The organism is Streptomyces sp. NPDC054794, assembly GCF_053611585.1.
In genome coordinates, this window is record NZ_JBSHAQ010000017.1 from 141,615 (window position 1) to 167,336 (window position 25,722).

The following is a 25,722-nucleotide window of genomic DNA, read 5'->3' on the forward strand; positions in this document are numbered from 1 at the left end:
CATGTGATCTGTTACGGGAAGGGCACCTCGTTCAAGGGGCGTCGTCGCTTGGCTGCCAGGCCGATCCGGCGTGTTTGGCCAGGACACGGGCGATGTGCCTCGACTCGGCGGCTATCCCGTCTTCGTCCAGGTCGACAACCCGCAGTCCACCGGAGTATGGCGTGAACCAGGGCTGCCAGCGCCATTTGCGGGGTGGCGCCGCCCCGTTCCTCAGCCACACGACAACCGCGTGGGTGTGCCTACTGCCCTTGGGGACGCGGACCACCGAGACCTGGCTGATGTCGGCCCAGGTCAGGCGTGTCCGCCGCCACCTGCTGGCGAGTTTCACTCCGTCGGCATCGATGTGCAACTCCAGGCGCATGCGGAGACGTTCCCCCATGGTGGCCAGGGGAATCATGGCAAGGAGCAATAGTGGTAGGACAGTAAAGCCTGCCCATGAATCACCGATAGCGGAGACCAATTCCAGATACAACCACGTCATCATCAGCCATGAGGCGAGCCCGAACACGAAGGCCACGGGACCGAACGGACGACCGGTGAACCGTGCCTCCTTTTCCATCGTCGGCGGCTCTGCGACCAGAGAAGCCTCGTCGACCCGGCCCTGCCATCGTCCACCGGCCCACCGTCGCAGGACGGTGTCGAGTTCGCCTGGGGTGACCGCATACGCGGTGGTGTCAAGCCGGAGCGCTCCCAGACGGGTGTCATATGGAATCGGTGACCTGCCCTCTAGCCGCGGTATCCGGAGCAGCAGGTGCACGCCCCCCTTCCCACCCCGGCCTGGCGTGTCGACCATAGCGACCTCGCTGACCTCTCGCCAGGAGATCATCTGGCTGGATCCACCGCTCCGTACGAGCACTCCGCGGGCATCCACAACGAGTTCTTGTGGAAGGAACGCACCCGCCATTGAGCGCAGGGCGAGAGCGGTGTTCGGAACGAACCACAAGCAGGCTGCGATCCGGGCAAAGACGGTTGGGGGTTCTACGATGAGGAACAGACAGACGGCGGACCATAGTCCGAAACCACACATCAACGCGGAACGTGCCAAGGTCACGGAGCGCCGTCGCCGGAAACGGGCTACGGCCGCCGTGGCCAGCCCATGGGTGCCGTCCCACAGCCCTCCGCCGTAGTGGGCGATCGATTGCTCGACAACAGCGGGCTCTGCTGCCAACCAGGTCAGATGGCAGAACAGCAGTACCCCGTCGCTGCGCCACGTGCGCGGTCCGTAGCGCGACCGGCGCGGTGGCACACAACCCTGCCGGACCCATACGACTACCCTGTCGGGACGGGCTCGAGCGTTTCGGGAACGCAGTGTCGTGATCCGTTCGACGTCGTGCCAGCGCAGGGTTCCTCTTTCGGATCCGAACCGGTACGTCATGCCCTCCGGGTCGACCCGCAACTCGTAGTGGACGGGGAGCCAGAGCAGCAGCCTCAGAACGATGGAGAGCAGGGCGTAGCCAAATAGGCCGACGGTGACGAATGGGACGAGGTCCCAGCCAAGGCTCCCGCCAAAGATGTGGGGGTAGGAGTGTTCCGTCTTCTCCACGAGGACCCACGTGCCGGATGCCGCGAGTACAAGGCTGAGGCCCTCGGCGAACAGGTGCTTCGGCCAGGCGCGCAGCTTGCGTATGCGGAACGTAACGGCGGCCTCGGCCTCCGGCACGGCTTCTGGCACCACGGGAGGCACGTTTTCCTGAGGTTGCCGATAGCGCGGGTTGGGTGCCAGAGCGAGTTGAGACACGCTGTCGCTGCCCTGCTGGCGGGGCTTCGGGTCGAGAGTGCGCTCCAGTTCCCGGAACAGATCGCCAAGGGTCACAAACGGCCCCGCGTCGTCGATGCCCCGCTCGACCAGGTCCAGCAGCGTACCGGTGAACAGTGTGCACGGCTCGCCGGGACGCGCAATCGAGGGCAGATTGGCCGACGTCGCGGTAAGGGTGTAGCCCCCGCGGGTATGTGTCTGGGCCAGAGCGACTGTGGTGACGTCGGGCCCCATCGCCTCCACGATGGCCCGACCACTGAAGCAGCAGTCCAAGATGAGTACCCGGTTGTGGGCGCCACTCGCCGACATGGCTTCCCGTAACTCGGAGAAGCGTACGGCTGTGTAGAGCGGATCGTCCGAGTCGCTGTGCGTCAGGGCCAGGAAGAGCTCGCCGACGTCGGGACTGAGCAGACCATGGCCCGCGAAGTAGACAAGAAGCAGGTCTTCGGCCTCCCTGGCCGCCTGCCTCACGGCCTGGCACACTTCACGATCGTCACGGCGGTCCAGCAGCGTCCGGCAGTTGTCGGTCGTGAGCCCCGTCATCGTCGTCAGTAGGCGACCGAGCCGCACCAAGTTACCCGTCACGCCGGGCAGCTCGCCGAGAGCCGAGTTGGCGGCGTATGACCGGGTGCCGATCAGGACTGCTCGCGACCGCCCTGGGTCCGGGAGCCCCATACCTCAGTCCATTGCGGGGGGCTGATCGAGCGTCTCCTGAATCAGCGCTTCGATGTTCCGTACGTTGCTCGCCTTGATGCGCACAGAATCGCCGGATTCCCGGGATATCTCGATCTCCACATCGGATCGCTGCTGGCGCAGCCAGATGGGCAGCGACCGGGCCAGCACACCCACCACACCCGATCCGGTTGCCACAACAAGCGCCTCCAGGACGCCTCCGCTCATGTGCCCGGGATCTGGCGCCGACCGAAGTGGGCTGATCCTTCCGCGCAGCTCGGGCTCGTCCAGGAGCCACGCACGTAACCGTTCCAACAAAGCGATGTCGTCTATGCCGGTCGTCCGCAAGGTGATCGAACCATCCACTCCATTTCCCCCAGTGCGGTGTCGACGTCATCGACAGTCTGTCAGGCGTCACTCGCCTGCGCCACGGCCGCAGGAGCCTTGCTGAGCTCGGGACAGTCCCCGTATCACGACCAATGGGTCTTCTTGAGGCGTCTCCAGCAGATGAGGCTGCACGCGAGTGAAACCAGGGCGTTGTGCAGGTCAAGGCGTCGTTCCCATCGGACGGCCAGGCGCTTGAAGTGGTGCAGGAGCGAGAAGGTCTGTTCCACGACGTAGCGGAGCTTGCCCAGTCCCTTGATGTTGGGGGCGCCCTTGCGGGAGATCACCGGCAAGATTCGGCGCCGACGCAGTTCACGGCGGTTGGGGTTGCTGTCGTATCCCTTGTCGCTGAGCACGGCGTCGGGTCGGCACCTGGGACGCCCAGGCTTGCCGGCCGCGGGCGGGATGCCATCGACCAGGGCCAGGGTCTGAGTGACGTCGTTGACGTTGGCAGCGGTGGTGATGACCTTGAACGGGGTACCTCTGCCGTCGCAGATCAGACATCCGATGCGTTTAAGGAGTCAAGCTGCGGTCGCGAGGACCGGTTCCGGCTGGGTGGGAAATGCGATGCTCTCGTCGTAGCGGACGCGGTTGTCGAGGCAGTGGTGGAGGCAACCGATCATGCGGTTGAAGAGATTGCGCAGGGCGGAGATGTGGCGGTCGCCGTGGGTGCGTCTGCGGTCGTAGTGGGCTCTGGCGCCGGATGAGGCAGTCAGGGAGGCGAAGGCCCAGATGTAGCCGGCAGCAGCGAGACGCTGGTTCTTGATGCGGCGAGCCTTGACGGACATGCTCTTGCCGGACGCCCGGGTCACCGGTGCCGCTCCGGCGTAGGACTTGAGAGCCCGGGCGTCGGCGAAGCGGGACCGGTCGTCGCCGATCTCGGCAAGTATCCGGGCACCGGTGAGCGAGCCGAGCCCGGGAAAGCTGGTGATGATCTCGGAGTCCGGGTGCCTCTCAAACGTCTCCACCGCCGCTTCGGCAAGCTCGTCCGCGCTGGTGCAGGCGGCATCCAGCTTCCGCAGCAGGGTCAGGGTCTGACGGCCCATCGCCTCCTCGACCAACGGGAGTTGGCGCATCTGCGGGCTGCGCAGGGCTGCGCGAAGACGTGTGGCCTCGGCTTCGATGCCACGCTGCCGCCCGGCCCGCTTCAGCACGGCTCGCAGTTGGGCTCGGGTCAGACTGGCGGCTCGGGCCGGAGTGGGCGCGGCGGCGAGGAGCGCGCGTGCGAGGGGAGAGCACAGCCCGCCAAGGATCGGTTGGACGGCGGCGAGGTAGCCGGGGAAGTACTCACGCAGGTGGGAGCGGAGTTTGTTGCCCGCCTGCGTGCGGTCCCAGACTGCGTCCTGCTGTGCGCGGGCCAAAATGGCGACGGCCTGGGCGAGTTCGCTGTTCGCGGGGAGCGTCCGGTGAGCTGCGGCATCGGTGCGCAGAATGTTGGCGAGGACCATCGCATCGAGGTGGTCGGACTTCTTGCGAACGACCGTGTGGCGTTCGCGGTATCGGGACGCTGCCAGCGGGTTGATCGCATAGACGGGCCGTCCGGTGGCTCGCAGGCAGGCCACCAGGAGTCCCCGGGATGTCTCGATTGCCACTGGTATGCGGGTTTCGCAGGTGTCGCCATGTTCGGCCAGCAGGCTGAGGAGTTGTTGGAGGCCGGCGATGTCGTCGCTGATCCTGGCCCGGGCCACCAGGGTGCCGTCGGCGTCGACCAGGGCGATGTCGTGGTGGTCGCTGGCCCAGTCGATTCCGCAGTAGATCCTCATGGGCTTGTTTCACGTCCTTCCGTCGGGAGTGCGTGTTGCTGGTGGTCACAGCCGTGGAGGCACGCGACTCCCTAATGGAAGGGCTCTGATGGCCCATCATCCGATCAGCCGTTCGTGACCCCAGCTGCCCGCGGGTTCCTCGGTCTTTGCAAGGGGCTCGGAAGCTCCCAGTGAGCTGAGAGGTGTTTCCCGCGAGGGGCTCGGACCACGAACATCATCGGCTGGATCGCGTGATCACTAGCGGCAGCACCGCAAGGACGGAGCCGGTGAACCCGTCTGATCACAGGGTTCCCGACCCGGTGGTGCTTCAGGTTTCACCGGCCCCGTGAGTCACCATTAGGTGGTGCTCCCGTCTTCCCGCGGTCGACCGGCGACGGGCCGGTGGCCTCGCCCCCTTTTCTTCGCGCGGATGTGGGAGGCATCCACGCAGGCCCGCGACCAGTCCAGCTTGTCGGCCGCGTGCAGTTCAGCGAGTAGGACGTGGTGCAACTGGTCGAAGACACCGGCCTCGTGCCACCGGCCTAGCCGGCGCCAGCAGATTTGACCGGAGCCGAACCCCAGTTCCGGCGGGAGCAGTTGCCAGCTCACGTCGTTATAGAGCACGTACAAGATGCCCTGCAGGCACAGCCGGTCGTCCACCGGCCTCGGGCCGGGCGCCTTCTGCGGCCAAGACGGCAGCAGCGGCTCGATCAGCACCCACAAGTCGTCATCCACGATCCATGGCCGGTTCCACACACCCTCACGAACCGCGGAATCGTCCCCCTGGCCACGGCCGAGGGGGTGTCGCGCGGCTTTCGGGTGGGTTGTGACGCCTCCTTCGTGCGGACTGCCCCGAGGTGCGGCAGATGCGGGAGTGCCGGATGCTGGCCGCGATTCCTGGTGAGCGCGCGCGAGCAACGGAGGAGGCGTCGTGGCACCTCTGACCCGGATCCCGCTGGAGGGCGGGGGCTACGTAGTGGTGGAAGGGGCGGCCGGCCTCGAGGGGCCGGTGAAAGCCGCACGGGCCGCGGATCTCGTCCGTGAGGTCCCGCGCACCTTCCAGGAGGCTCTGGAGCCGATCACCCAGGCGGCCCAGTCCACCCTCGACCAGTTGCGCAAGGCGCGGCCCGACGAGATCACGATCGAGTTCGGGGTGGACCTCGCGGTCGAGGCCGGTGCGGTGATCACCAAGGGCAGGGCCACCTGTCATCTGCAGGTGACCATGTCCTGGAGGAGCGGCCATGAATCGCGCAGGACGGCGGGCGGAGCAGGAGGTTCCGTCGGAGCTGCCCACGGCGGTGGCGCAGATCCTCGGGCCGGACGGAAGCGTGGCCGGGGCGGGCTTCCTAGTGGCCGAAGACGTCCTGGTCACGTGTGCGCACGTCGTCGTGGCCGCCGGGAGCGGGCCGGGGGGCGGGGTGGCGCTGGCTTTCCCTCGTGTGGCTGGTGCGGACGGGCTGGAGGGGGAGGTCCTTTCCGAGCGGTGGCGGGCGCCGGAGGACGAGGACGTCGCCTTCGTCCGGGTGCTCGGTATGCCGGCGGGCATCAGGGTGCTGCCGCTGGGCTCCGCGGAGGGCTGCCGCGGCCATAAGGTGCGGTCGTTCGGCTTTCCGGCCCAGGCGCCGTACGCGGGGCACCTGGGCTTCGGGACGGTGGGCGATCTGCTCGCGCCCTCGGGGCGCGACGGGGAGCGGCTCCAGCTGACCGAGGCCAACGACCTCACCACCGGATTCAGCGGCGGTCCCGTCCTCGACGAGGTGACGGGCCTGGTCATCGGCATGCTCACCGAGATCACGGCAACCGACATGTTCGGCAAGGGGCAGAACATCGCCTATGTGACGCCGTCACAGGTGCTGCGGGCGATCATGCCGGAGCTGGCCCCGCAGGACGTGTGCCCGTACCGGGGGCTGGAGCCGTTCACCGCGGAGCACGCCCGCTGGTTCCAGGGGCGAGAGGAGGCAGTGGGCCAGGTCCTGGCCGGCCTTGGCCGCCAGCAGCGGCTGACGCTGCTGCTCGGGCCGTCCGGGTCGGGCAAGTCGTCGCTGATCCAGGCGGGGGTATTGCCGGCGTTGGCGCGGGGAGAGGTGCCGGGAAGCGACCGATGGCTGCCGGTGCTGGCCCGGCCCCGGCAGGACCTGCTGGCGGAGATCGAGCGGGCCGGCCTGCCCGGGGCCCGGCGTGACGGGATCATGGCGGCCGTCGGCCGGCGGCTGCGAAGCGAGCCCGATCACCACCGGGTTCTGCTGGTCGTCGATCAGTTCGAGGAGCTGCTGCTGCAGGGCGCCAACGGCCGGCTGGAGGAGTTCCTGGGCGCCATCGACGACATCATCCAGGCCACCGACACGTCCACCGAGCTCAGCGTGATCCTGATCATGCGCGACGACTTCTATCCCCAACTGGCCGCCCTGGCTCCGCGGTTGCTGGAGGCAGCCACCCCCAGCCTCCTCAACGTGCCAGGCACGCTGAGCCGGAGGGAGCTCCACGACATCATCGTGCTGCCCGCCGAGAACGTGGGACTCCGCTTCCAGCCCGGGCTGCCGGAGCAGATCATCAGCGACGTCCTGGCGAGCAGCCCAGAACCGGCGGCCACCCTCCGGGCACCGGTCACCGTACTGCCCCTGCTCGAGATGACGCTCAAACAGCTGTGGCTGCGGCGGCACGACGGCTACCTCACCCACGGAGCGTACCGGCGGATCGGAGCGGTCAGCGGAAGCCTGACGACATGGTGTGACAGCGCCCTCAACGAGCTGCCCCCCGGCCGGCAGCGCATCGCGAAGCGCGTCCTGACCTGCCTGGTCCAGCCCGCGGACCGCAGCCGCCGCACCCCCGCCGTCCGTGCACAGGTCCCCCTCGACGAACTGCGCAACCTGGCGGCCGGCCCCGACGGTGCGCCCGGCAGTGATTTCGACGCTGTGATCGCCGCTCTCACCGGCCATCGCCTCATCACCACGCAGACGCCCCGCGACCCGGATCGGCCCGAGGCCCCTCTGGGCGCGCCGGTGGCGGAGCTGATCCATGACGCGCTCATCCGTGACTGGGGTGCGCTGCGGAAGTGGGTCGAGGAAGACCACCGGTTCCAGGAGTGGCTCAACCGCACCTGGGAACGTCAGCGCCGCTGGACCGAGAAGAAGGACCCGGGCGACCTGCTCGCGGGGACGGCGCTGACGGAGGGCGCCGAGTGGTCACGGCGTCGAGGTCTGCCCGACGACGTTGCAGCGTTCCTGTCCGCGAGTCGGCAACGCCAGGAGTCCATTGCCCAGCGCCGCAGGCAGCTCATCACCGTCCTGTCCACGTTGCTGGTGATCGCGCTGCTCGCTGGCGCGGGTACATTCTTGCAGTGGCGGCGGGCGGTCGCCGAACGGGAGGCAGCCCTGTCCCGGCAACTCGCCACCCAGTCCACCACCCTCCTCGACACCAATCCCGACCTTGCTGCGCTGCTCGCCATCCGCGGCTACCGCACCAGCCACACGTCCGAGGCCCTCGCGAGCCTCGAAGACGCCGCAGCCGGCCCCCTGAGGCAGCGCCTGGCGGGCCACACGGGCGGGGTCGGGGCGCTGGCGTTCAGCCCGGACGGACGCACCCTCGCCACCGGCAGCGACGACCACACCGTACGGCTATGGGACCTAAGCTCCGGGAAAGCCCGCACCACGTTGACCGGACTCACGGGCGACAGTGCTCAGGTGGCGTTCAGCCCTGACGGACGAACCCTAGCGACCACCAGCGGCAACACCGTGCAGCTTCGGGACGCGACGACCGGACGACTCCATACCACCCTGGTGGGGCATACCAGTGCGGTGCAATCGGTGACCTTCAGCCCCGACGGACGTACCGTCGCCAGCGGTGGCATGGACACGACGGTGCGGCTGTGGGACTCGGACACGGGCACATCCCGCGCGAAGCTGAGCGGTCATGCATATCCCGTTCTCGAGGTGACGTTCAGTCCTGACGGGCGCACCCTCGCCACGAGTAGCAGCGACTCCACCGTGCGGTTGTGGGACGTGGCCACCGAAAAGTCCAGCACCCCGCTGACCAGCTCCGGCGCCGTTCTCTCCATGGCGTTCAGCCCGGACGGAAGCACCCTGGCCACCGCTGGCGACGACTCCAGCGTGCAGCTGTGGGACGTCACCACCATGAAGGCCCGCGCTTCCATCGGCACGGAAGCGGAGCACGTCGGACGCGTGTTCTCCGTGGCGCTCAGTCCTGACGGACGCACCCTCGCCACCGGCAGCGAAGACAGGACGGCGCGGCTGTGGGACGTGACCACCGGCAAATCCCACACCGTCCTGTCCGGCCACACCGATGGGATCTGGGCCGTTGCGTTCAGTCCGGACGGGAGCACCCTCGCCACCGGCAGCGAGGACAAGACGGCGCGGCTGTGGGACCTGACGACCGGAAGTACACGAGCCCCCCTCGCCGACACCGATCCGGTGCAGTCGCTGGCGTTCAGCCCGGACGGGAGCACCCTCGCCACGGGCGGCAGCGGTGGTGCCGTGCGGCTGTGGGACGTGAAGACCAGAGAGCCCCGCGCCGCCCTGACCGGCCACACTGATGGGGTGTGGTCCCTTGCGTTCAGCCCTGACGGGCGCACCCTCGCCACCACCAGCGGCAACACCGTGCGCCTGTGGGACGTGCACACCCGCAGCACTCGCACCAGCGTACGCAGCAGCGAGGCCGTGGGCCCGGTCAGGTTCAGTCCGGACGGGCTGACCCTCGCCACCGGCGGCGATACCGTGCGCCTGTGGGACGGGGGCATCAAGAAGTCCCGCGACCTTCTGCCCAGCCACACCGACGCGATCTGGGCCGTTGCGTTCAGTCCGGACGGGAGCACCCTCGCCACCGGCAGCGAGGACAAGAAGGTGCGGCTGTGGGATCTCGCCACTGGAAAACTTCGCGCCACCTTGCCCGGCCACACCAGCCGGGTCTGGTCGGTGGCTTTCAGCCCTGACGGACGCACCCTCGCCACCGGCAGCTCCGACAAGACCGTCCGGCTGTGGGACGTGAAGACCAGAAAGTCCCGCGCCCTCCTGACCGGCCACACCAGCCGGGTCTGGTCGGTTGCCTTCAGCCCCGACGGGCGCACCCTCGCCACCGGGAGCGACGACCGCACGGCTCGACTGTGGGACGTCAGCACCGGCAAACACCGCGCCACACTAACCGGCCACACCAACGCGGTGACCGCGGTGGCGTTCAGCCCCGACGGGCGCATGCTCGCCACCGGCAGCGGAGACACCACCGTGCGGTTGTGGGACGCCGCCCTCCCCAAGCCCGACGCAGCGATCCAAAAGATCTGCCGCGCCGTCAACCGCGACCTGGCCCCGGACGAGCGGGCGTCGTACCTGCCCGGCCAACCGGGCCACGCATGCCCACCAGCATGATTCCCCGCCACGCGTTCAACGGCTTCGGGACGCGGACGCAACACTGGGGAGGCGTGCCCACGAGGAGCTGTTCCCCTGGACCGGCATGGGCGAGCTGCACTTCAGCTGCTGCACCGAACGACGGTGGACATGGGACATCCCCTACATTCAGCCTGCGGCCGGGGGCAGTTGCTGGGTGTCAGGTCCCCTCCGTTCACAAACCGGGGGACCTGCGGAGACGTCCGCGCAAGCTGTTGCCATGGTGTTGGAGCGCCTTCCGGTCGGCTGCGGGCCGGCCTTTCTGGGCATTCCGGAGGAACTCGATGTCCACGAGGCGATGCAAGAGCAGCTCGACAGTTAAACGGCAGGCGTACGTCCAGTAGTCCGGACGTCATCGCAGCTCAGAAGGGATGTGAACGATGTAACCGGGCGACAAGCTCAGGATAGCCAGCCGGTGGAAGTCCATACGCGCCGAGAATCCACCGGTCACCATCCGGCCCGGCGGTCGCCCAGGCGTTGACCTGCGAGGAGACCTTCGGCGGCCCCTTCGGCTCCGGCGTATCGCTGGTGCCGTATGCCGTACCTCTTGCGGGCCTCCACGGCGGCGAGCCGTTGCTCCAGCCACGGCCCCTCGGCGACCTTCCGCCAGTGAGGCGTTCCAGTTCTTGGTGTCCTCACGCTTGTTCAGACTGACGACTACCTGGCGTGCCTCTTCGACAGCCATCGGCCGTACCGCAGCGGTCCCACCAGTGCCAGCGGATCCTCGGTGCGTCTGCGCGTCGGACTGCCCATCACAGCACACCGCGGTGATCCGCAGCAGCGTGGCGACTGCCGTGGTCAAGCGTTTCATCCTGCCCCCTCACGCAATGAATCATCTGATCGTGCCTCAGAGGTGCGGGGAAGCGCCGCCGTGCGCTGGTGATTGCGGCTGGTTGCACTTCCTTCCGCCTCGCGCCACCAGCTGCCCGATGTCAGTGCCCTCCGGCATAGTGCCGCGCATGATCAACGACTTGGACAGCATCGACTGGTCGTCGATGAACCACGCCTACGGCCCGGCCGTCGATGTTCCACTGTGGCTGCGGGCGATGACCTCGCCCGATCCCGAGGTGCGGAAGAAGGCGCTCAACGACTTCTACAGCGCGGCCCACCACCAGGGAGACGTCTATCCGTGCACGGCGGCCAGCCTGCCGTTCCTGTTCGACATGGCCGACGACCCCGCGGCTGCGGACCGTGCCGCGATCGTCGAACTGCTGCTCAGCATCGGCCGCGAAGCCGTCGACCGAAGCGACGGCATCTATATCGCGCCGGACGGCACCGAATCAACGGCTGGCGCGGACAGCGCCGCACTGATACGCGAGCGCGCCGACGCCTTCGTCTCCTACTCCTCGGACCCGGATCCGCGGGTACGGAGGGCGGCGATCCAGGGACTCGGCCTCTTCCTGGACGACGACAGGGCGGTGGCGATACTGCGGGACCGGTTGGCGGTCGAGGACGGTATCGCGGAACGGCTGCTGGTCGTCCAGACGATGGCTGACCTGGCGCTGCGGCTGCCCGCCGCGCGGGCCTCCGTCACCGTCTTGCTCGACACCTGGGCCGGCGTGACGACCGGCAACCCTGACATCCGCCTCGCCGCCCTCGTCCACCGGGCCCGCTGTACCCCCGCCGACATCACCCAAGACACCGTGACAACGGCGATCAGTCTGCTACGCAAGCTCACCCCCGCGCTCCCGCCGGAGGCCGACGACGAGGGGCACCGGACCTGCTCCGGGGGGTGCGCGTGCACGGCCGATGCCGGGCCCGCGCCGGTTGAGGACGTACCGCCCCAGATAGCCGCCGCGTTCGCCGACATCGAACGGCACAACCGTGTCCACGCACCCACCACATCTTTGCTGCGCACCTTCCACGCGGTACTGGACGCGCGCCTGTGCGAACGCACGATCCTGCTCACGGAACAGCTTCGGAGCCCGGACAGCGCTACCCGCTACGACGCGATCCGCCTAACCCACGAACTGATCACCTCGTGGCGGGGCGACCACACCGACCTCGTCCTTCTCCTCGCACAGTGCCTGCTGCCCGACGACCCGTACACATCCGCCGCGGCCGCCGAGAGCCTCGGATCCCTCGTGCCCGTCTCCGAGCCGGCTTGCGAGGCTCTCGCCGCCTACATCGCGGCACACGGCCCCGACACCTGGGCAACGCCCAAACCCTTGCTGCGCCGCGCCCACCAGGAAGCCGTCATGGCGCTGGCCCGCCTCGGGGACGTACGAGCTCTGCCCAGCCTGCTCACGGCGCTGGACACCGATACCGATGCCTGGCGTGCCGTGCAGGTGGTTGGTCGTCTGCGCCCGGCCGCAGCCGACCTGGTGCCGAGGCTGTCCCGTCGCCTTGCCAGGGCCGACTTCTCGGGGCGCTGGCTCGACATGAGCACCAGCGCACTGATGTCCGCGCTGGCCGCACTTGACGACCCCGCCGCTGTTCCCCACCTCGCCAACACCGTCAGCACCGCGGTCCGGCACGAGCAATCGCACACCGCCGCCTCCGCCCTGGAGGCGCTCGCATCCTTCGGCGTCGCGGCTGCACCCGCCCTGGAGACGGGCCGCCCGCTGACCGCTGCGGCGGACGTGCACCTCCAGGCGGCCGCCACAACGACGGTGTGGGCGCTCGAGCGTGACCCACAAAGGGTAGTGCCGCAGCTATGCGTCCTGCTCGACAGCCACCAGAACCACAAGGCGGCCGATGCTCTCGGCCGGATCGGGCCGCCGGCCGCGGCCGCGCTGCCACGCCTTCGGAAGATGCTGTTCGCCGACTACGAGTGGACCCGGGTCCACGCCGCGACCGCGCTGTGGGACATCAACGGTGAAGCCGAGGCCTCCACCGTCGTGCAAGTCCTGCTGACCGCCTGGACCGAAAACGACGCCACATCGAACCACGTTCTGGCCTGCCTGAACCGGATGGGCGCGGCTGCCGCACCGGCCATGCCCCGCATTCGAACCGAACTGGCACTGCTCCGCCGCAGCGGCCGCTTCGCAGGCACCAATTTCAGGGGCATAGCCCAGGACGAAGAACTACAACGCACGTGCCGGGCAATCCTGGCGCGCCTGTCCTGACTGCCGAACCGGTTTCCCCCAGGCTCGCCGATGGCGGCATACCCCATCCGGACGCTCTATGCCGGGGCGACAGTTGGCGAAGCGGCCGGTCCGGCCGGGCCGTGGGCGTGGTCGGCGCTCCGGATGTGGTCTCAGACCGGCTTGGCGTCAGCCTGCGCCCGGTACCGGGCCGTACGTCCCACAGGCCGTCCGGGCGGGGCACCAGGCCTTCGTGGTCCGGGTCTTCGACGAGGAGCATCACCAGCTCGCCGCCCTGCACGGGGGCTCCCCGTCGTCTGCCACCGTGGCGTTCGCGCGGCGTCCGCCACGGCGTCCCGCTGCCCGCGCCGCGGCCTCGCCAAGACCGCCGACGTCTCGCTCGACTTCCTCCACCGGTCCACCGAGATCCGCCGACGCGTCGAGCAGCTGAGGTCCCAGCAGCGAAACCATCCGCCACAACCGGCCACGCAGCCGCCCGACGACTCGCCCAGCAGCGTCGTGCGCACCCTCACCGCCCAGCTCGCCGAGCTCAAGCGGCAGCACCGCGATGAGGTCCAGGCCCTGCGGCAGGCCCTTGAAGCAGCCCAGAGCGAGAACCTCGAACTGCGACGCCGCCTCGGCCCCCGGCACACCACCCAACCCGCGACGTCCTGACGGCGATCTTCTGCCGAAGTCTGGCCTCAGTGGGGCGCCGCGACCCCAGTGGTGCGCCAGGCCCGCCCGACCTCGGCGGCTGGAAATGGCGTCCGCTTGCTCTCGGTGAGCAGACGACGGGCGAATTCGCCCATGACCACGGCAGCTCGGGAATGCCGGTCGATGATCGCGGCGATCTCGCCCGGGACGCCCTCGGGCCGGTGGCCGGCGATCCAGTCGCGCAGGAACGCCTCATGTTCCATCCCGCCGCGCAGGCCATCGGGCAGGTGGTGGCGGAGCAGATGGCTCGCGGTGTGGCAGCGGTCATAGGCGAGATGATCGGAGAGGAACTCCGCCTCGGCCGCTGACAGTTCGAAGCCGGAGCTCAGGGCGAGTCCGAAGTCCGCGAAGTACAGCAGGCGACCGTCGGTCAGGACATTGGCGAAGTGGGCGTCGAAGTGGACGAGTCCGTGCCCGCTCATGAAGGCAGTCCCTCGCGAGAGGGCCTCCTCCACCCACGGGTACGGCGAGCCCTCCCCGCCCTCCGGCGCGGCGGTCCGGTAGTCGTGCAGCCAGTCGCCGAGTGTCTGCGGGACGTGTTCCAAGAAGAGCACCAGGCTGACCGAGGAACGGCCGATAGCCTCAAGCCGCTCACGCACGGCCGATGATCCCTCCCAATGCGCGACCGCACCGTCGATGCCCCCGAACTCGTCGGCGAACCCCTCGGGAGGGGAGTCGGGCAGGATGCGCCAGTGGTACATCAGCGGAAAGCCCTCGTACTCGTTCCCGAGGACCCAGTTGGTGGTCATGACATGCACGGCCAGCTCTCGCCAGGCCCCGAACCCCGCTGAGCCCACCCCGTACTGGTAGAACATCGGCAGTCCGAAGAGGTTCGCCGTCGACCGCACGTTCTCCGACCGCAACTCGGTGTCCGTCAGGGGCACCCGCTTGACGAACACCCGCGTGCCATCGATGTCCAGCTCCGCCGACCTGCCGCCGATACCGGACCCGAACGGGTCGGCGGCAGCCACGACCTCACCGAGCCGACGGTCACTCAGCAGGGACAGGCGCGTGGCCACGGTCCCATACATGGCAAGCCGAACGGCATATCGCGGGTCCGGATGGTGCATCGACGACTCCTCGGTGCCCAGAACCAGGGCTTGGGCGCTCTCGCGGACCTGGTCGAGCCTATCCGCCGGGGCTGTCGAAGGATCAGATACGCGAAGTCGCCCGGAACGCCGGCCCCAGACGCCGCCTCAGACGATGACACGCCCGCTGGCACCGATCGCTCACGGACGCGACCGCAAGCGTTCTACCTGCACAAACGCTACCCTTCGCCCGTTTGCCCCGGATACCCTGTGGAACACCCGCTACCTGGACGCGGCCGTCGCCCAGCTCCGCGCGGAGGTGCGGCGTGAGGGCCAACCGTGACGGGCGCGACGGACGGCATGACGCAGCCGGCCCCGCCTCCTCTGGTCGCAGAAGGCGGGGCCGTGGGATGAGGGTGGCCTGTCGGCAGCCGGTGTTCCGGGCCTGGCCCTCCGCTCCCGCCGGTCAGGGGGATGACAGATGCGCGCCGACCAGATGGTCGACCGCAGTCGGCAGGTCGGTTGTCGGCATCGTTCCGCCGAGTACGAGATCGGCCCGATGCCGGGAGGGGGCGACGTGCGATCGGCGGCGCTCCGAAGTGATCACGCAGGCGTCGCCGGCGGCGGAGCAGGAGACACCGGTCCCCACCGCGGACTGACCGGGCGAACGGGATGCGGCGTCCCCGGCGGGCGTCGCGTCGAGCCCCGTCGCCGCACTGCCGGCAGTCGAGGAGCATCTCGTCCCGTGACGAGGGCCGGCGCAGGTTCGGGACGGGCGCTTCGTAAAACGTTCAAAGTGCAACGGTTCCATTTCTGTACGCGCCAGGGGCTGACACCGGGGTCCTGGTGCGCGATAACGTGCGCGCTCGGCCTGATCATCGTACTGCCCGGGGACTGTTATGCCTGATCCTTCCATGCCGCCGGACGACCGGCCGGCGTCGCCCGTGAGGCCCCGTGTGACGGCCGAGTCGCCGGCCGGGTCCTTGAGACGGCGTCTGGTGCTGTCGTCCGTGCTGCCGCCGAGCGTGGTCGCCGTGACTGGTGCGGTGGCCACCGCGCTGGTCGGCGATGGCCACCTGGACCAGGCGTACCAGGGCGCTGTGTTCGGCGGCGTTGTGCTCATCGGGACCATGGCGGCCGCGATCGCGGGCATGCGGGCTTCGGCGGAAGCACGAGCCCTCACCGAGCACTGGGAGGAGCTGTCCCGCGCAGCCGACCGAAACCGTGCCGAGTTGACCGAGTTGACGCGTGCCACAGCCGAGGGCAGAGCCGAACTGGAGTCGCTGTGCCGTCGGCTGCGGGCCGGGGAGCGCCCTGTGCGGGGCCGGCCGGAACTCCCGCCGCAGACCGGCCCGGACGAACTCTCCCGCCTCGGATTCGAGATCGCCGTGGCCCGGCACGAGGCGAAGGCAGCCCTGCTGGAGACCGCCGCCTCCGCGGTCGGCACGGAACACCACTCCCGGCTGGAGCAGTTCGAGGTGTTCGCCAACCTGGCGCGCCGTCTGGAGTCCCTGGTGCACCGCGAGATCGGCCTGCTGGACGACCTGGAGAACGAGGTCGAGGACCCCGACCTGCTCAAGGGGCTGTTCCGGGTGGACCACCTGTCCACCCGGATCCGCCGCTACGCCGAGAACCTGGCCGTGCTCGGCGGCGCGAACACCCACCGCCAGTGGACCCGCCCCGTCAGCCTGATCGACATGCTGCGTTCCGCCGTCGCCGAGATCGACCAGTACGCCCGGGTCAAGCTGGTCCCGCCCGTCGAGGGATCGGTCAGCGGCCACGCCGTGGTCGACGTCGTCCATCTGCTGGCCGAGCTGCTGGAGAACGCGACGGTCTTCTCACCGCCCCAGACCACCGTGCACGTACGGGTGGAGCCCGTCGCCGCGGGGGTGGCGATCGAGGTCGAGGACCGGGGCCTGGGCATGTCCCCGGCCGAGCGCGGTCAGATGAACACCGTCTTGAGCGCACCCGACAAGGTTGCGCTGGGCGAACTGCTGCAAGACGGCCGGATCGGCCTGTACGTGGTCTCCGTCCTGGCTCAGAGACATGACATCGCCGTGCAGTTGCAGAGCAACGTCTACGGCGGCACACAGGCCGTCATGGTGCTGCCCGAGGCACTGCTCGGTCCGCAGCCGGCAGCTTCCGCGCCGGCGCCCCACACCGTCCCGGCCCCCGAGGCGGAGCCGCACGACCGGACGGAGACCGAGGCGGTGGACCTCTCGGCGACGGAGACGACCGTCGTCGCGGATCCGAGCGTGTCAGATTCCGCACCCGGGCCCGCCCCGGCCCCCTCCGACGGCGAGGACGACCGCCCGCGGCTGCCTCAGCGCCGCCGTCAGGACCACGCCGCCGAAGTGCCGCAACCGGTCGGCGGCGCCGGTGCTGCCGAGGACATCGAACACGACCCCGGCCTCATGGCCGCATTCCAGACCGGACTACGCAGGGCCGAGGAAGCGGAGACGCCCTGATGGCCGCAGCCGCCCTGAAGGCCCAGGGTCCGTACAGCGAAACGTTTCCTTCTGCCGAATAGGAGTACACGATCGTGGCGAGCGAAGACCTTTCCTGGCTGTTGACGGGTCTGGTGAACCGGGTGCCGCACACCCGAAGCGCGTTGTTGCTGTCCTCGGACGGGCTGGTGAAGGCAGCGGAGGGGCTCGACAAGGACGCCGCGGACCAGTTGGCCGCGCTCGCCAGTGGGCTGTACTCGTTGGCGCGCAGCGCGGGCCGGCACTTCGACGACGGCGGTGACGTGCGACAGATCGTGACGGAGCTCAGCACCTCGCTGCTGTTCGTCTCGTCCGCCGGGCACGGCGCGGTGCTGGCGGTGCTGGCCGGACGCGATGCGGACGCGGCGGTACTGGGCTACGAGATGGGCATGATGGTGAAGAGCGTGCGTCCGCACCTGGCCACACCGCCCCGACACCCGGTGGGGTGACCGATGACGCCGGTCCTCCCAGACGGACCGCAGCTCGACGAAGCGGCCGGGCGGCTGGTCCGTCCCTACACGGTGAGCGACGGCCGGACCAGGGCCACGTCCCACTTCACACTGGTGACCACGGTGCGGGCCACCGGCGCCCAGACGCAGGGCGTTTTCGGCCTGGAGCACGCGCAGGTGCTGGCGCTGTGCGAACAGCCCGTGAGCGTTGCCGAGGTCGCGGCCCGGATGCAGGTGCCCGCCGCCGTGGTCAAGGTACTGCTGTCCGATCTGGCCGAGGGAGGCGCGGTGGTCGCAGGTGATACCCGCCCGGCGCCCACGGGCCACTCCGCACGACCTGATCGAGACCTCCTGGAAGCGATACGCGATGGCCTCCTCAAACGACTGTGACCCGCTGCCCGCCGACGTCCTGCCGGTGGGCGTCAAGGTGCTGATCGCCGGCGGGTTCGGCGTGGGAAAGACCACCTTCGTCAACGCGCTCAGCGAGATCGAGCCGCTGAGCACCGAGGAGATGCTGACTGCCGTCAGCGCGGCCACGGACCGACTGGACGGAGTGGAGAACAAGGCCACCACCACGGTGGCCTTGGACTTCGGCCGGATCACGCTCAGTCCGTCCCACGTCCTGTACCTGTTCGGCACGCCCGGGCAGGAGCGCTTCTGGTTCATGTGGGACGAACTCTCCGAGGGAGCGCTCGGGGCGGTGGTTCTCGCCGACACCCGCAGGCTGGAGCATTCCTTCGCGGCGGTGGACTTCTTCGAGCGGCGCGGCATCCCCTTCGTCGTCGCCGTGAACGAGTTCGACGGGGCTCACCGCTACCGCGGGGAGGAGGTGCGGACCGCGCTCGACCTCAGGCCGGAGGTGCCGGTGGTGCTGTGCGACGCCCGCGTCCAGAAGTCGGGCATCCGCGTGCTGCTCGATCTGCTTCAGCATCTGATCACGACAAGGAGTTCCCATGGCAGCGACACAGACCAACCCACCGTCCGGGCCTGAGTCCGGGATCGCCCTGCGCCATCTGCTCCTCCCCCCGGAGGACCCACAGGTGCGCGCCCGTTCCGAGCGGCTGCGCGAGCTGGGCATCGATGCTCGTCCGGACGCCGAACTCGACGCCTTCGCACGGGAGCTGGCACAACGTACCGGCGGCTGCTACGCCGGGGTCAACTTCTTCCTCGACGCAGACCGCCAGTACTTCGCCGGGTTGTACAGCGCCGCGCAGGACACCACGGCTCATGTGGGGCCGCCGTTGCTGGAGGAACCGGTGCCCGGCCGCGTCATGCCCCGCGACATCGACATGGGCATCTGCCCGCACGTGGTCAAGCGCCGCCGGGCGCTGGTGCTGGAGGACATCCGGGACTTCCCCCGGTTCGCCGGCAACCCGGTGGTCGACGCGATCGGCGTCCACTCCTACCTGGGCGCACCGCTGATAGACAGCACCGGCGTGGTGCTGGGCACCATCTGCGTGGTCGACCAGGACCCACAGCCGTGGGGGCGCGAAGGGCTGGAAACCATCAAGGCCATGGCTGCCGAACTGGTCGAGCGACTGGAGGAGTCGGCGAACCACCGCGGCTGACCGGCACTGCCGGACGCGCACGCGGCGCCGAAGCCGGTGACCTGGAAGTTGACACGGGTGTGGGACTGCGGCGGAGAAAGTGACATCTGCTTCCTTCGCGTCTTGGGTCCACGGCCACGGCAGGCCGAGGCGCAACCAGGGAGGGTACGACGATCACCAGGGGACGGGCAGCGCGATCTTGAAGCGGCTCTCGACGCGCAGGGTGGGGTGTCGGCCCCTCGAATGCCGGGTGCGGGGAGTTGATGAGTGCGGCGGCTCCGTGGCGGACCAGCACGCCCGCGCATCGTTCGATCTCCGCGTCGAGAGCGCTCTTGGCCGCCGCTTCCCGGTGCGGGGCGAAGGCCAGTTCCCAGTAGTGCCGCATTTCGTCGGCCGCCTGCAGGGCCACGTGCGCGCCGCCCCGCGCCATGGCGCGCCGTACCTCTGACTGCGAAGCCGGGACGGGGTAACCGGTGACGTCCACGGTGAGCTCGATCAACGAACCTCCCGACCTCCGGTCCCGCTGGTTACGCGCCCCTCCACAGCCTCGTCGTTCACCAGTGCGGACGGCTGACGTGGTCCAGATCGTGAGGGTCTGGGCGACGTCTGCTGGTTCGCCGTCGCGGTCCCGGATGCGGTGGTGACTCCACGGTCTCGTCGACGTTGGGCGTCGGCGACGTATTCGCAGACCGGTTGGAGCCCGGCCCGTTGAGTGGTGGGGATTGTTGGTTGGGGTGGAGCCCTGCCGATACGAGTTGGTTGCGGATCCTTTCGAGGGGCAGCTGAGCTGGGAGGACGCTGATTGATGTGTGGGCGGTGCCGTCGTGCTCCTACCGTGGCGAGGTGGAGGTGGGGCGCCATGGTGTCTTTGCCGGAAGCGCTTCGGGCGCGGGAGGCTGCGGCTCGGCAGCGAGTCGAGGAACTCCAGGCTGAGGCCGCGGAGTTGGCTTTCAGGCTGGAGAAGGCGCGAGCGGTTCTGTCGCGGCTGGAGATCACGCGGGAGACTGTCACAGAGGTACTGGTGAACTGTCGTCCGCGGGGACTGACGTCGAGTTTGACGTGCCGACGGAGCATAGGTCGGAACACGAAGAGACATCCGCGCCTCACGGTGTGGGGGTGATGGTGGTGCCGCCGTGGCGGGAGGGCCTGGTGACGGCGGTACTGCCGGACGTGTACCGGGACATCGTGGAGGTCATCGCCGATGCGCCGGGCCCGTTGCAGGCCAAGCAGATCGTGCCGCGGATCGGGCTGTCGATTACGACGGGAAGATCGAGGGTCGGCGCGCGACGGGGCCCGGATGGCGCTCGCCTGCCGCAGCAAGGCACGGGGGAGTGCCGCGGTCGACCAAGTGTGGCCGAGGTCCTGGGCGTCCAGGCCGAGTGCGGACGGCTGGACCTCGGGGACCTGGCGACCGTACGTCCGATCCCTGTTGCTGTCCCGCTACGTCACCCCGGCCGAGATCCGCCAGGCCGGCCCGGCCCGCATCACCAACTGCCTCACCCGGCCCGCCGCCCAGGCCAGTGCGCGCGGCCGCGCTCGCGGAACCAGCGCAGCACCGGCACCGCCTGACGGAAGGGGCGCCAGCGCCCGCGCTCCGCGCGGAGTGCCGATCCGGCGGCGGTGGGCGGCGAGCAGGCGGGCGAGGAACTCGACGACGTGGACCGGCTCAGACCCACGCTTGGAGGGGCGGTCTCGGCGTCCCCGGTCTCCCACAGGCGCCGCGTCACGGCGCCGACGCGGGCGACGGAGGCGTCCAGCTGCCGTCCGAAGCCGGCGACCTGGTCGTCCGCGGCCGCCGCGCGAGCGGTCGTCAGGGAGATGGTTTCGATGAGCAGGCGCAGCCCCGCGCCGCCGTCCATGACGACCTTGCGGCCCAGCAGGTCGAGGCCGTGGACGCCGTGCGTCCCCTCGTGGTTGGGGTTTGAGGCGGTTGTCCCGGCTGCTCGACGTTGTACTCGCGGGTGTAGCCGTGGCCGCCGTGGACCTGGATGGCAAGGTTGTTGGCCTCCAGGCATCACGGGGAGGGCCGGCTCTTGGCGATCGGGGTGAGCATGTCCAGCAGAAGTTCGGGCCCTGGCCCGCTCGTCGGCCGTCGGGGCGGTGCGCTCGTCGTCCAGCAGCCGCTCGCAGTACAGGATGAGAGCCAGTCCGCCTTCGACGTACGACTTCTGGGAGGAGTATGCGCCGGACATCGGAATGCCCGACGATCGGGTCTGGGGGTGGTGGCGTCCCTGGCCATGAGCGGGCGCCCCGGGCGTATGAGGAACGCGGGTGTGATTTCGTGGCCCAGCGTTGTGCTGCGTTTTACCTCGGCTCCGCGCTGACCGACAACCAGATTCGCTCCGCCAGGATCCCCGCCGCCTCGTCGAGGTCGACGTCGTGGATACCGGAGAGCCAGCGGCGGGCCACGGCGACGACCGGGCCCAGCACGAGGGACTCGATGAGGGGCTGGGAGAGCGGGGCCAACTCACCGGATTCCACGCGCGGTTGGATCCAGCGGGCGAGGGCCGACACCCTCGCCCGCTGGGCGTCGCGCTGCTCCTGGCCGCTCCGCATCGGCTGGCGGTCGCCGTATGGGGAGTGCACGAGTCGTGCGGCGTCCGGGTGTTCCCGGACGAACGCGAAATAGGCCCGTACGACGGCCTCGATGCCGTCACGCGAGGTCGGTGCGGCCTGCAGTGCGGTGAGCAACTCGTCGAGCAGCCTGCCCATCCAGCGCCGCTCCGCCGCGATGACCAGGCCGTCGATGCTGCCGAAGTGGTGGTAGAGGCTGCCCAGGCTGACCCCGCTGGCCTTGGTGACAGCGCTGACGGTGAGGCCCTGTTCGCCCGACTCCGCGTAGATGCGCAGTGCGGCGTCGAGGAGGCGGTCCACGGTCGCCTCGCCGCGTTGCTGCTTGGGAGTCATGTTGTGCCGCCGATTCAGATGGTTCCGTTTACAGAGATCTAGAGTGTTTTTCTAGAAAGTTCTTCCAATTCTACTGCCGGCTGGCCCAGACTTGGCTGTGCGGGACACGAGTGACCGCCCGGCCGTTGGGGGGGGGAGCGGGCGGACACTCGTCCACTGCCGCGACGATCGCGAACGGGGAGACGGGTACGACGTGTTAGAGCTGCGCGGAAGCGGTGCCGAGCCGCTGGAGGACGACGATCCGCGGTGGATCGGGGGCATCCCCCTGCTCGGCCGGCTCGGGGCAGGCGGCATGGGCCGCGTGTATCTCGGCGTCCACGAAGGGCGTTACGCCGCCGTCAAGCAGGTGCTGTCCTCCGTCGCCGCCGAGGACAAGGCCTTCCTGCGCCGGTTCGGGCACGAGCTGGACAATCTCGCCAAGCTTCCCGCGCGGGCCACCGCGCCGCTGCTTGTCAGCGACCGCACCGCACAGCCGCCCTGGTTGGCCACCGCGTACGTCCCTGGATCTACTCTGCGCGAGGCGGTCGAGCTGAACGGCGCTCCGCTGCCCGCGGACGCGCTGTGGCTGCTGCTGCGGGAGGCGGCCTCGGGGCTGGCGGAGGTGCACGCGCTGGACATGGTGCACCGCGACCTCAAGCCGTCCAACGTCATGCTGACCCTCGACGGCGTCACCGTCATCGACTTCGGTGTCGCCCAGGCCGCGGAACAGAGTCAGCTGACCCTGTCCGGCATGGTGGTGGGCACGCCTGCCTATATGTCGCCCGAACAGGCCTCGGGGGCACGGAAGTTGACCGGCGCCGTCGATGTGTTCGCCCTCGGCTCGGTGCTTGCGTACGCGGCCTGCGGGCGCCCGCCCTTCGGCGACGAGTCCGGTCACGGAGTGCTGTACCGCATCGTGCATGAGGAGGCCGACCTCGACCCCGTGCGCGAACTGGCCCCGGAGCTCGCCGAGGTCGTCGCGGCCTGCCTTGCCAAGGACCCCGGTGCCCGCCCGACCGCCGCCGAACTCGTCGAACTCGCGGCGCAGCACGGGCCGTTCGCCGCCCCCCTGTGGCCGCAGGCAGTCACCGAGCGGCTGTCCGAACGGGCTGCCTTCGCCGCGAGGCCAGTCCTGGAGCTCGAGGAGCCGTCCGGCCCTGTCCCGACCCTGGCGTCCGCCGAGCCGGAGTCGAAGCCCGGGCCGGAGCCGGCGTCCACGCCCAGCCCTGAGCCGCGCGAGCGCCGCCGGCGTACCCGGATCCTGTTCGCCGCCGTCCCCGTTGTGGTCGTGGTCTCCGGTACGACCCTCGCGATCCAGCTCCTGCCGAACACCTCCGCACCACAGGCCGACGCCCGCGCCACGCCGTCGGTCATGGTCTCGGCGTCGCTCACCCCCACCCAGTCCCCCTCGGGCACGGCAACTCCGGGGAAGTCGCCGTCGGGCAAGGGCAAGGGCATGGGCAAGGGGATGAGCGGGGCGCAGGCGAACAGCGGGAGCCCGGGCACCGGCACCGGTAAGGGCACGGACGCGAGGGACGGCTCCGGCGACGCCGGCACCTCGGACGGCTCGGGCGGAAGCAGCGGCTCAAGTGGCTCGCGCGGTTCCGGCGGTACGTCGACGGGCACTTCGGACAAGGGCGCCACGGTGGGCAGCTACTTCCACCTCGTGAACGGGGACAACGGAGACTGCCTGACCCTGACGGCCTACGGCAACGGGCTGATCCACGGGAGCTGCGCGGGCGACGCGAAAAGCTCCTGGGCCTTTCTGAGCGCCTCGGACGGCTCGTTCAAGGTCGTCAACCAGGGCAGTAGCCAATGCCTGGTCACCCCCGTCTTCGGCAACAACGCCTCGGTCGGCTCGTGTGAGGCGTACGGCCAGTCCTCGATGTTCTGGATCAGGGGCTCCGGCGCGACCCTGCGTAGCGTGCAGAGCGGCCAGTGCCTCGATCTGGCCTCGGGCAGCAGCGTGACGGCGTACGACTGCGAGTCCGGGAAGGCGTCCCAGCGCTGGACGAAGGAGTAGCCGTCCGAACCCTGTCGTAGGCATTCGGAAGGAATGCGGCTGACAGGTCGCGGTACGTGAGACTTGCTGGCCAGGTGGTGCGTTCAATCGGGGGCTGCCCTTGCCGATAACCCCATCCGCTCTGGCGGCGAGTGGCTTGTCGTCGCGCCGCGGCAGCACCGCCTCCAGCGCCTCACCAGAGCAGCGATGCCGGGCCCTTCGACTCGAGGGCTGACACTCCGCCGCGCTCACGCCCCTGGCACCAGCGCTGCACCGTGCCGTCAGCCGCCGCGACATCACGCCAGGGTCGGTCGCCACCCCTGTTCCTGGTGGCCCAGATGGCCCAACGCTGGGTAACGAGCAAGGGCAGGACGGTGTGGACCGAACAACCACTGGACGGCACGTTCACCTGACCGTCTCATGCCCTGCCGGGTGACCCCGGATCCGCCGAGGATACGTGCTGTGCTGCTGCAGCGGCCGCACCCGGCTGCGGGACTGTTACTCCTGGCCGGAGACCGCCATCTCTCCCAGCAACGACCAGTCGTCCTGCGGAACGGTCAGGTTGACGATGCGCGGCGTCTCGGCCAGATGGGGCGGTAGCGTCTGCTGTGCCGCCTTGAAGTGCGCAGACTGCACATGCGCGGCCCCGGCCACGTCGTCGCGGAAGGCCTCGACCAGAACGTACTCCGTCGGCTCCTCCACACTGCGCGACCAGTCGAACCACAAGCAGCCGGGCTCGGCGCGCGTGGCGCGGGTGAAGTCGGCGGTGATCTCGGGCCAGCGGTCGGCGTGCTCGGGACGGACTCGGAACTTGGCGGTGATGAAGATCACGGGATTCCTTCGCTGATGTCTGTCGTCAATTCCACCGCGTGTGGCGCGGGGGAGGGGAGACGTTCGGGTCGGCGCGGTGCTGCCACCTTCGTCCCGCACGTGTCGCGTATGCGACGGTCAGGGTGACAAGCCGATCCGCGGGCGGCCGCGGCTTTCCCTGCTTTCCGGCCGAGGCTCGTCGCTACAAGATCGTACGATCTCCGCCTGCCATCGCTGCCTCGCGGACCCGCGAGAGCGGACGCGTCGCAATACTTCCGGCCCGGCCCTGCCGCCCCACGCCCCGTGGCGAGCCGCCCGGTCGGCTGTCCGCCACGGTGGCACGGGAAAGTGGTGCGGGCGTGCCCGCCGGGTCGTGACGACCGGAGTACCAACTCACCGTGCGCGTAGGGAAGGACTTTGGCGCCCGGCAGATGGACCAGGACCTCCGCGTCCGCCGGAACTCCTTCCTTCCGCGCCGTCTTGGTCCTGACGAGCTGCCCGGCCACCTCCACCTCGAGCACCCGCTGTGCGCCGTGGTTCGTAACGCTTCGACGTCTGCAGGTGAAGGTGTTGGGACCGGGGTCCGTGACGACCTTGACGTACTCGGGCCGGAGCAGGAAGTTCATCGCCGGTGAGCCGATGAAGTAGCCGACACAGGTGGACGAAGGTGCCTCGAAGAGCTGCTGTGGCGTGTCCTGCTGCACGGCACGGCCGTCCCTCGGCACCAGCACTTCGCCAGGCCCGCGATCCCCTCGGATACGGGCCCGGGGGGCTCGCGGAGTTGGTCAAAGACGGCGGGATCGGCGATGACGCGTCGGCAGACACGG

The 25,722-nt window shown here is 69.3% G+C and carries 19 protein-coding genes and 1 pseudogene; 10 read left to right on the forward strand and 10 right to left on the reverse strand.

The window, feature by feature from the left end; genetic code table 11:
* Window positions 1-31 precede the first annotated feature (31 nt).
* From ACWGKT_RS20100 to ACWGKT_RS20120, 5 genes are all read right to left on the reverse strand, one after another.
* Window positions 32-2,431: a caspase family protein gene (locus ACWGKT_RS20100; RefSeq protein WP_453274733.1), complete on the reverse strand. Its 2,400-nt coding sequence runs from the start codon at window positions 2,429-2,431 to the stop codon at window positions 32-34.
* Window positions 2,432-2,434: 3 nt separating this feature from the next.
* Window positions 2,435-2,794 carry an effector-associated constant component EACC1 gene (locus tag ACWGKT_RS20105; RefSeq protein ID WP_453274734.1) on the reverse strand — a complete coding sequence of 120 codons (360 nt, stop codon included), beginning with the start codon at window positions 2,792-2,794 and terminating at the stop codon, window positions 2,435-2,437.
* A 104-nt stretch (window positions 2,795-2,898) separates the two neighbouring features.
* Window positions 2,899-3,321 (reverse strand): transposase, encoded by a 423-nt coding sequence (locus ACWGKT_RS20110; protein WP_453274766.1) that lies wholly within the window; start codon window positions 3,319-3,321, stop codon window positions 2,899-2,901.
* A gap of 12 nt (window positions 3,322-3,333) precedes the next feature.
* The gene (locus ACWGKT_RS20115) at window positions 3,334-4,575 is read right to left on the reverse strand and encodes an IS110 family transposase (protein ID WP_453274735.1); all 1,242 of its coding nucleotides are present in this window, start codon (window positions 4,573-4,575) and stop codon (window positions 3,334-3,336) included.
* A gap of 336 nt (window positions 4,576-4,911) precedes the next feature.
* Window positions 4,912-5,289: a transposase gene (locus ACWGKT_RS20120; protein WP_453274736.1), complete on the reverse strand. Its 378-nt coding sequence runs from the start codon at window positions 5,287-5,289 to the stop codon at window positions 4,912-4,914.
* Window positions 5,290-5,563: 274 nt separating this feature from the next.
* On the opposite strand from ACWGKT_RS20120, the pseudogene ACWGKT_RS20125 reads away from it, so the two are divergent.
* The 4 genes and pseudogenes from ACWGKT_RS20125 to ACWGKT_RS20140 all read left to right on the forward strand — a co-directional run.
* Window positions 5,564-5,725: pseudogene (locus ACWGKT_RS20125) on the forward strand (CU044_2847 family protein); the annotation flags it as partial.
* A gap of 70 nt (window positions 5,726-5,795) precedes the next feature.
* A complete protein-coding gene (locus ACWGKT_RS20130; RefSeq protein ID WP_453274737.1) occupies window positions 5,796-9,929 on the forward strand; it encodes an nSTAND1 domain-containing NTPase in 4,134 nt (1,377 codons plus the stop codon).
* A gap of 67 nt (window positions 9,930-9,996) precedes the next feature.
* On the forward strand, window positions 9,997-10,269 hold the full coding sequence (locus ACWGKT_RS20135; protein WP_453274767.1) for a DUF6193 family natural product biosynthesis protein: 273 nt from the start codon (window positions 9,997-9,999) through the stop codon (window positions 10,267-10,269).
* A 637-nt stretch (window positions 10,270-10,906) separates the two neighbouring features.
* Complete coding sequence (locus ACWGKT_RS20140; RefSeq protein ID WP_453274738.1) at window positions 10,907-13,015, forward strand: HEAT repeat domain-containing protein; 2,109 nt, start codon at window positions 10,907-10,909, stop codon at window positions 13,013-13,015.
* A 237-nt stretch (window positions 13,016-13,252) separates the two neighbouring features.
* On the opposite strand, the gene ACWGKT_RS20145 is transcribed toward ACWGKT_RS20140, so the two are convergent.
* Both ACWGKT_RS20145 and ACWGKT_RS20150 read right to left on the reverse strand, forming a co-directional pair.
* On the reverse strand, window positions 13,253-13,633 hold the full coding sequence (locus ACWGKT_RS20145) for a hypothetical protein (protein WP_453274739.1): 381 nt from the start codon (window positions 13,631-13,633) through the stop codon (window positions 13,253-13,255).
* Window positions 13,634-13,674: 41 nt separating this feature from the next.
* Entirely contained in the window at window positions 13,675-14,757 is a 1,083-nt protein-coding gene (locus tag ACWGKT_RS20150) for a protein kinase family protein (protein ID WP_453274740.1), read from the reverse strand.
* Between the two features lie 992 nt (window positions 14,758-15,749).
* On the opposite strand from ACWGKT_RS20150, the gene ACWGKT_RS20155 reads away from it, so the two are divergent.
* The 5 genes from ACWGKT_RS20155 to ACWGKT_RS20175 all read left to right on the forward strand — a co-directional run bounded on the left by ACWGKT_RS20155 (window position 15,750) and on the right by ACWGKT_RS20175 (window position 19,218).
* A complete protein-coding gene (locus tag ACWGKT_RS20155) occupies window positions 15,750-17,183 on the forward strand; it encodes a sensor histidine kinase (protein WP_453274741.1) in 1,434 nt (477 codons plus the stop codon).
* Between the two features lie 74 nt (window positions 17,184-17,257).
* Complete coding sequence (locus ACWGKT_RS20160; protein ID WP_106960650.1) at window positions 17,258-17,650, forward strand: roadblock/LC7 domain-containing protein; 393 nt, start codon at window positions 17,258-17,260, stop codon at window positions 17,648-17,650.
* Between the two features lie 3 nt (window positions 17,651-17,653).
* Window positions 17,654-18,040, forward strand: a complete 387-nt coding sequence (locus ACWGKT_RS20165) for a DUF742 domain-containing protein (RefSeq protein ID WP_350838696.1) — start codon at window positions 17,654-17,656, stop codon at window positions 18,038-18,040.
* A complete protein-coding gene (locus tag ACWGKT_RS20170) occupies window positions 18,018-18,641 on the forward strand; it encodes a GTP-binding protein (protein ID WP_453274742.1) in 624 nt (207 codons plus the stop codon). Before ACWGKT_RS20165 ends, ACWGKT_RS20170 begins: the two co-directional genes overlap by 23 nt.
* Window positions 18,604-19,218 carry a GAF domain-containing protein gene (locus tag ACWGKT_RS20175; protein WP_235458098.1) on the forward strand — a complete coding sequence of 205 codons (615 nt, stop codon included), beginning with the start codon at window positions 18,604-18,606 and terminating at the stop codon, window positions 19,216-19,218. The genes ACWGKT_RS20170 and ACWGKT_RS20175 overlap by 38 nt, the downstream gene beginning before the upstream one ends.
* Before the next feature lie 1,475 nt (window positions 19,219-20,693).
* On the opposite strand, the gene ACWGKT_RS20180 is transcribed toward ACWGKT_RS20175, so the two are convergent.
* Entirely contained in the window at window positions 20,694-21,056 is a 363-nt protein-coding gene (locus ACWGKT_RS20180; protein WP_453274743.1) for a hypothetical protein, read from the reverse strand.
* 445 nt (window positions 21,057-21,501) lie between these two features.
* Window positions 21,502-22,104, reverse strand: a complete 603-nt coding sequence (locus tag ACWGKT_RS20185) for a TetR/AcrR family transcriptional regulator (RefSeq protein ID WP_453274744.1) — start codon at window positions 22,102-22,104, stop codon at window positions 21,502-21,504.
* A 193-nt stretch (window positions 22,105-22,297) separates the two neighbouring features.
* On the opposite strand from ACWGKT_RS20185, the gene ACWGKT_RS20190 reads away from it, so the two are divergent.
* Window positions 22,298-24,106, forward strand: coding sequence for a protein kinase domain-containing protein (locus tag ACWGKT_RS20190; protein ID WP_453274745.1), 1,809 nt, complete (start codon window positions 22,298-22,300; stop codon window positions 24,104-24,106).
* A gap of 477 nt (window positions 24,107-24,583) precedes the next feature.
* Here the strand turns inward: ACWGKT_RS20190 and ACWGKT_RS20195 are convergent, their stop codons facing one another.
* Entirely contained in the window at window positions 24,584-24,916 is a 333-nt protein-coding gene (locus ACWGKT_RS20195; protein WP_453274746.1) for a putative quinol monooxygenase, read from the reverse strand.
* Between the last annotated feature and the right edge of the window lie 806 nt (window positions 24,917-25,722).

Coding starts and splice junctions, on each gene's coding strand:
- ACWGKT_RS20140 (WP_453274738.1), top strand. CDS start 10,907: ATGATCAACGACTTGGACAGCATCGACTGGTCGTCGATGAACCACGCC.
- ACWGKT_RS20180 (WP_453274743.1), bottom strand. CDS start 21,056: ATGGACGGCGGCGCGGGGCTGCGCCTGCTCATCGAAACCATCTCCCTG.
- ACWGKT_RS20115 (WP_453274735.1), bottom strand. CDS start 4,575: ATGAGGATCTACTGCGGAATCGACTGGGCCAGCGACCACCACGACATC.
- ACWGKT_RS20185 (WP_453274744.1), bottom strand. CDS start 22,104: ATGACTCCCAAGCAGCAACGCGGCGAGGCGACCGTGGACCGCCTCCTC.
- ACWGKT_RS20165 (WP_350838696.1), top strand. CDS start 17,654: ATGACGCCGGTCCTCCCAGACGGACCGCAGCTCGACGAAGCGGCCGGG.
- ACWGKT_RS20175 (WP_235458098.1), top strand. CDS start 18,604: ATGGCAGCGACACAGACCAACCCACCGTCCGGGCCTGAGTCCGGGATC.
- ACWGKT_RS20100 (WP_453274733.1), bottom strand. CDS start 2,431: ATGGGGCTCCCGGACCCAGGGCGGTCGCGAGCAGTCCTGATCGGCACC.
- ACWGKT_RS20130 (WP_453274737.1), top strand. CDS start 5,796: ATGAATCGCGCAGGACGGCGGGCGGAGCAGGAGGTTCCGTCGGAGCTG.
- ACWGKT_RS20150 (WP_453274740.1), bottom strand. CDS start 14,757: ATGCACCATCCGGACCCGCGATATGCCGTTCGGCTTGCCATGTATGGG.
- ACWGKT_RS20170 (WP_453274742.1), top strand. CDS start 18,018: ATGGCCTCCTCAAACGACTGTGACCCGCTGCCCGCCGACGTCCTGCCG.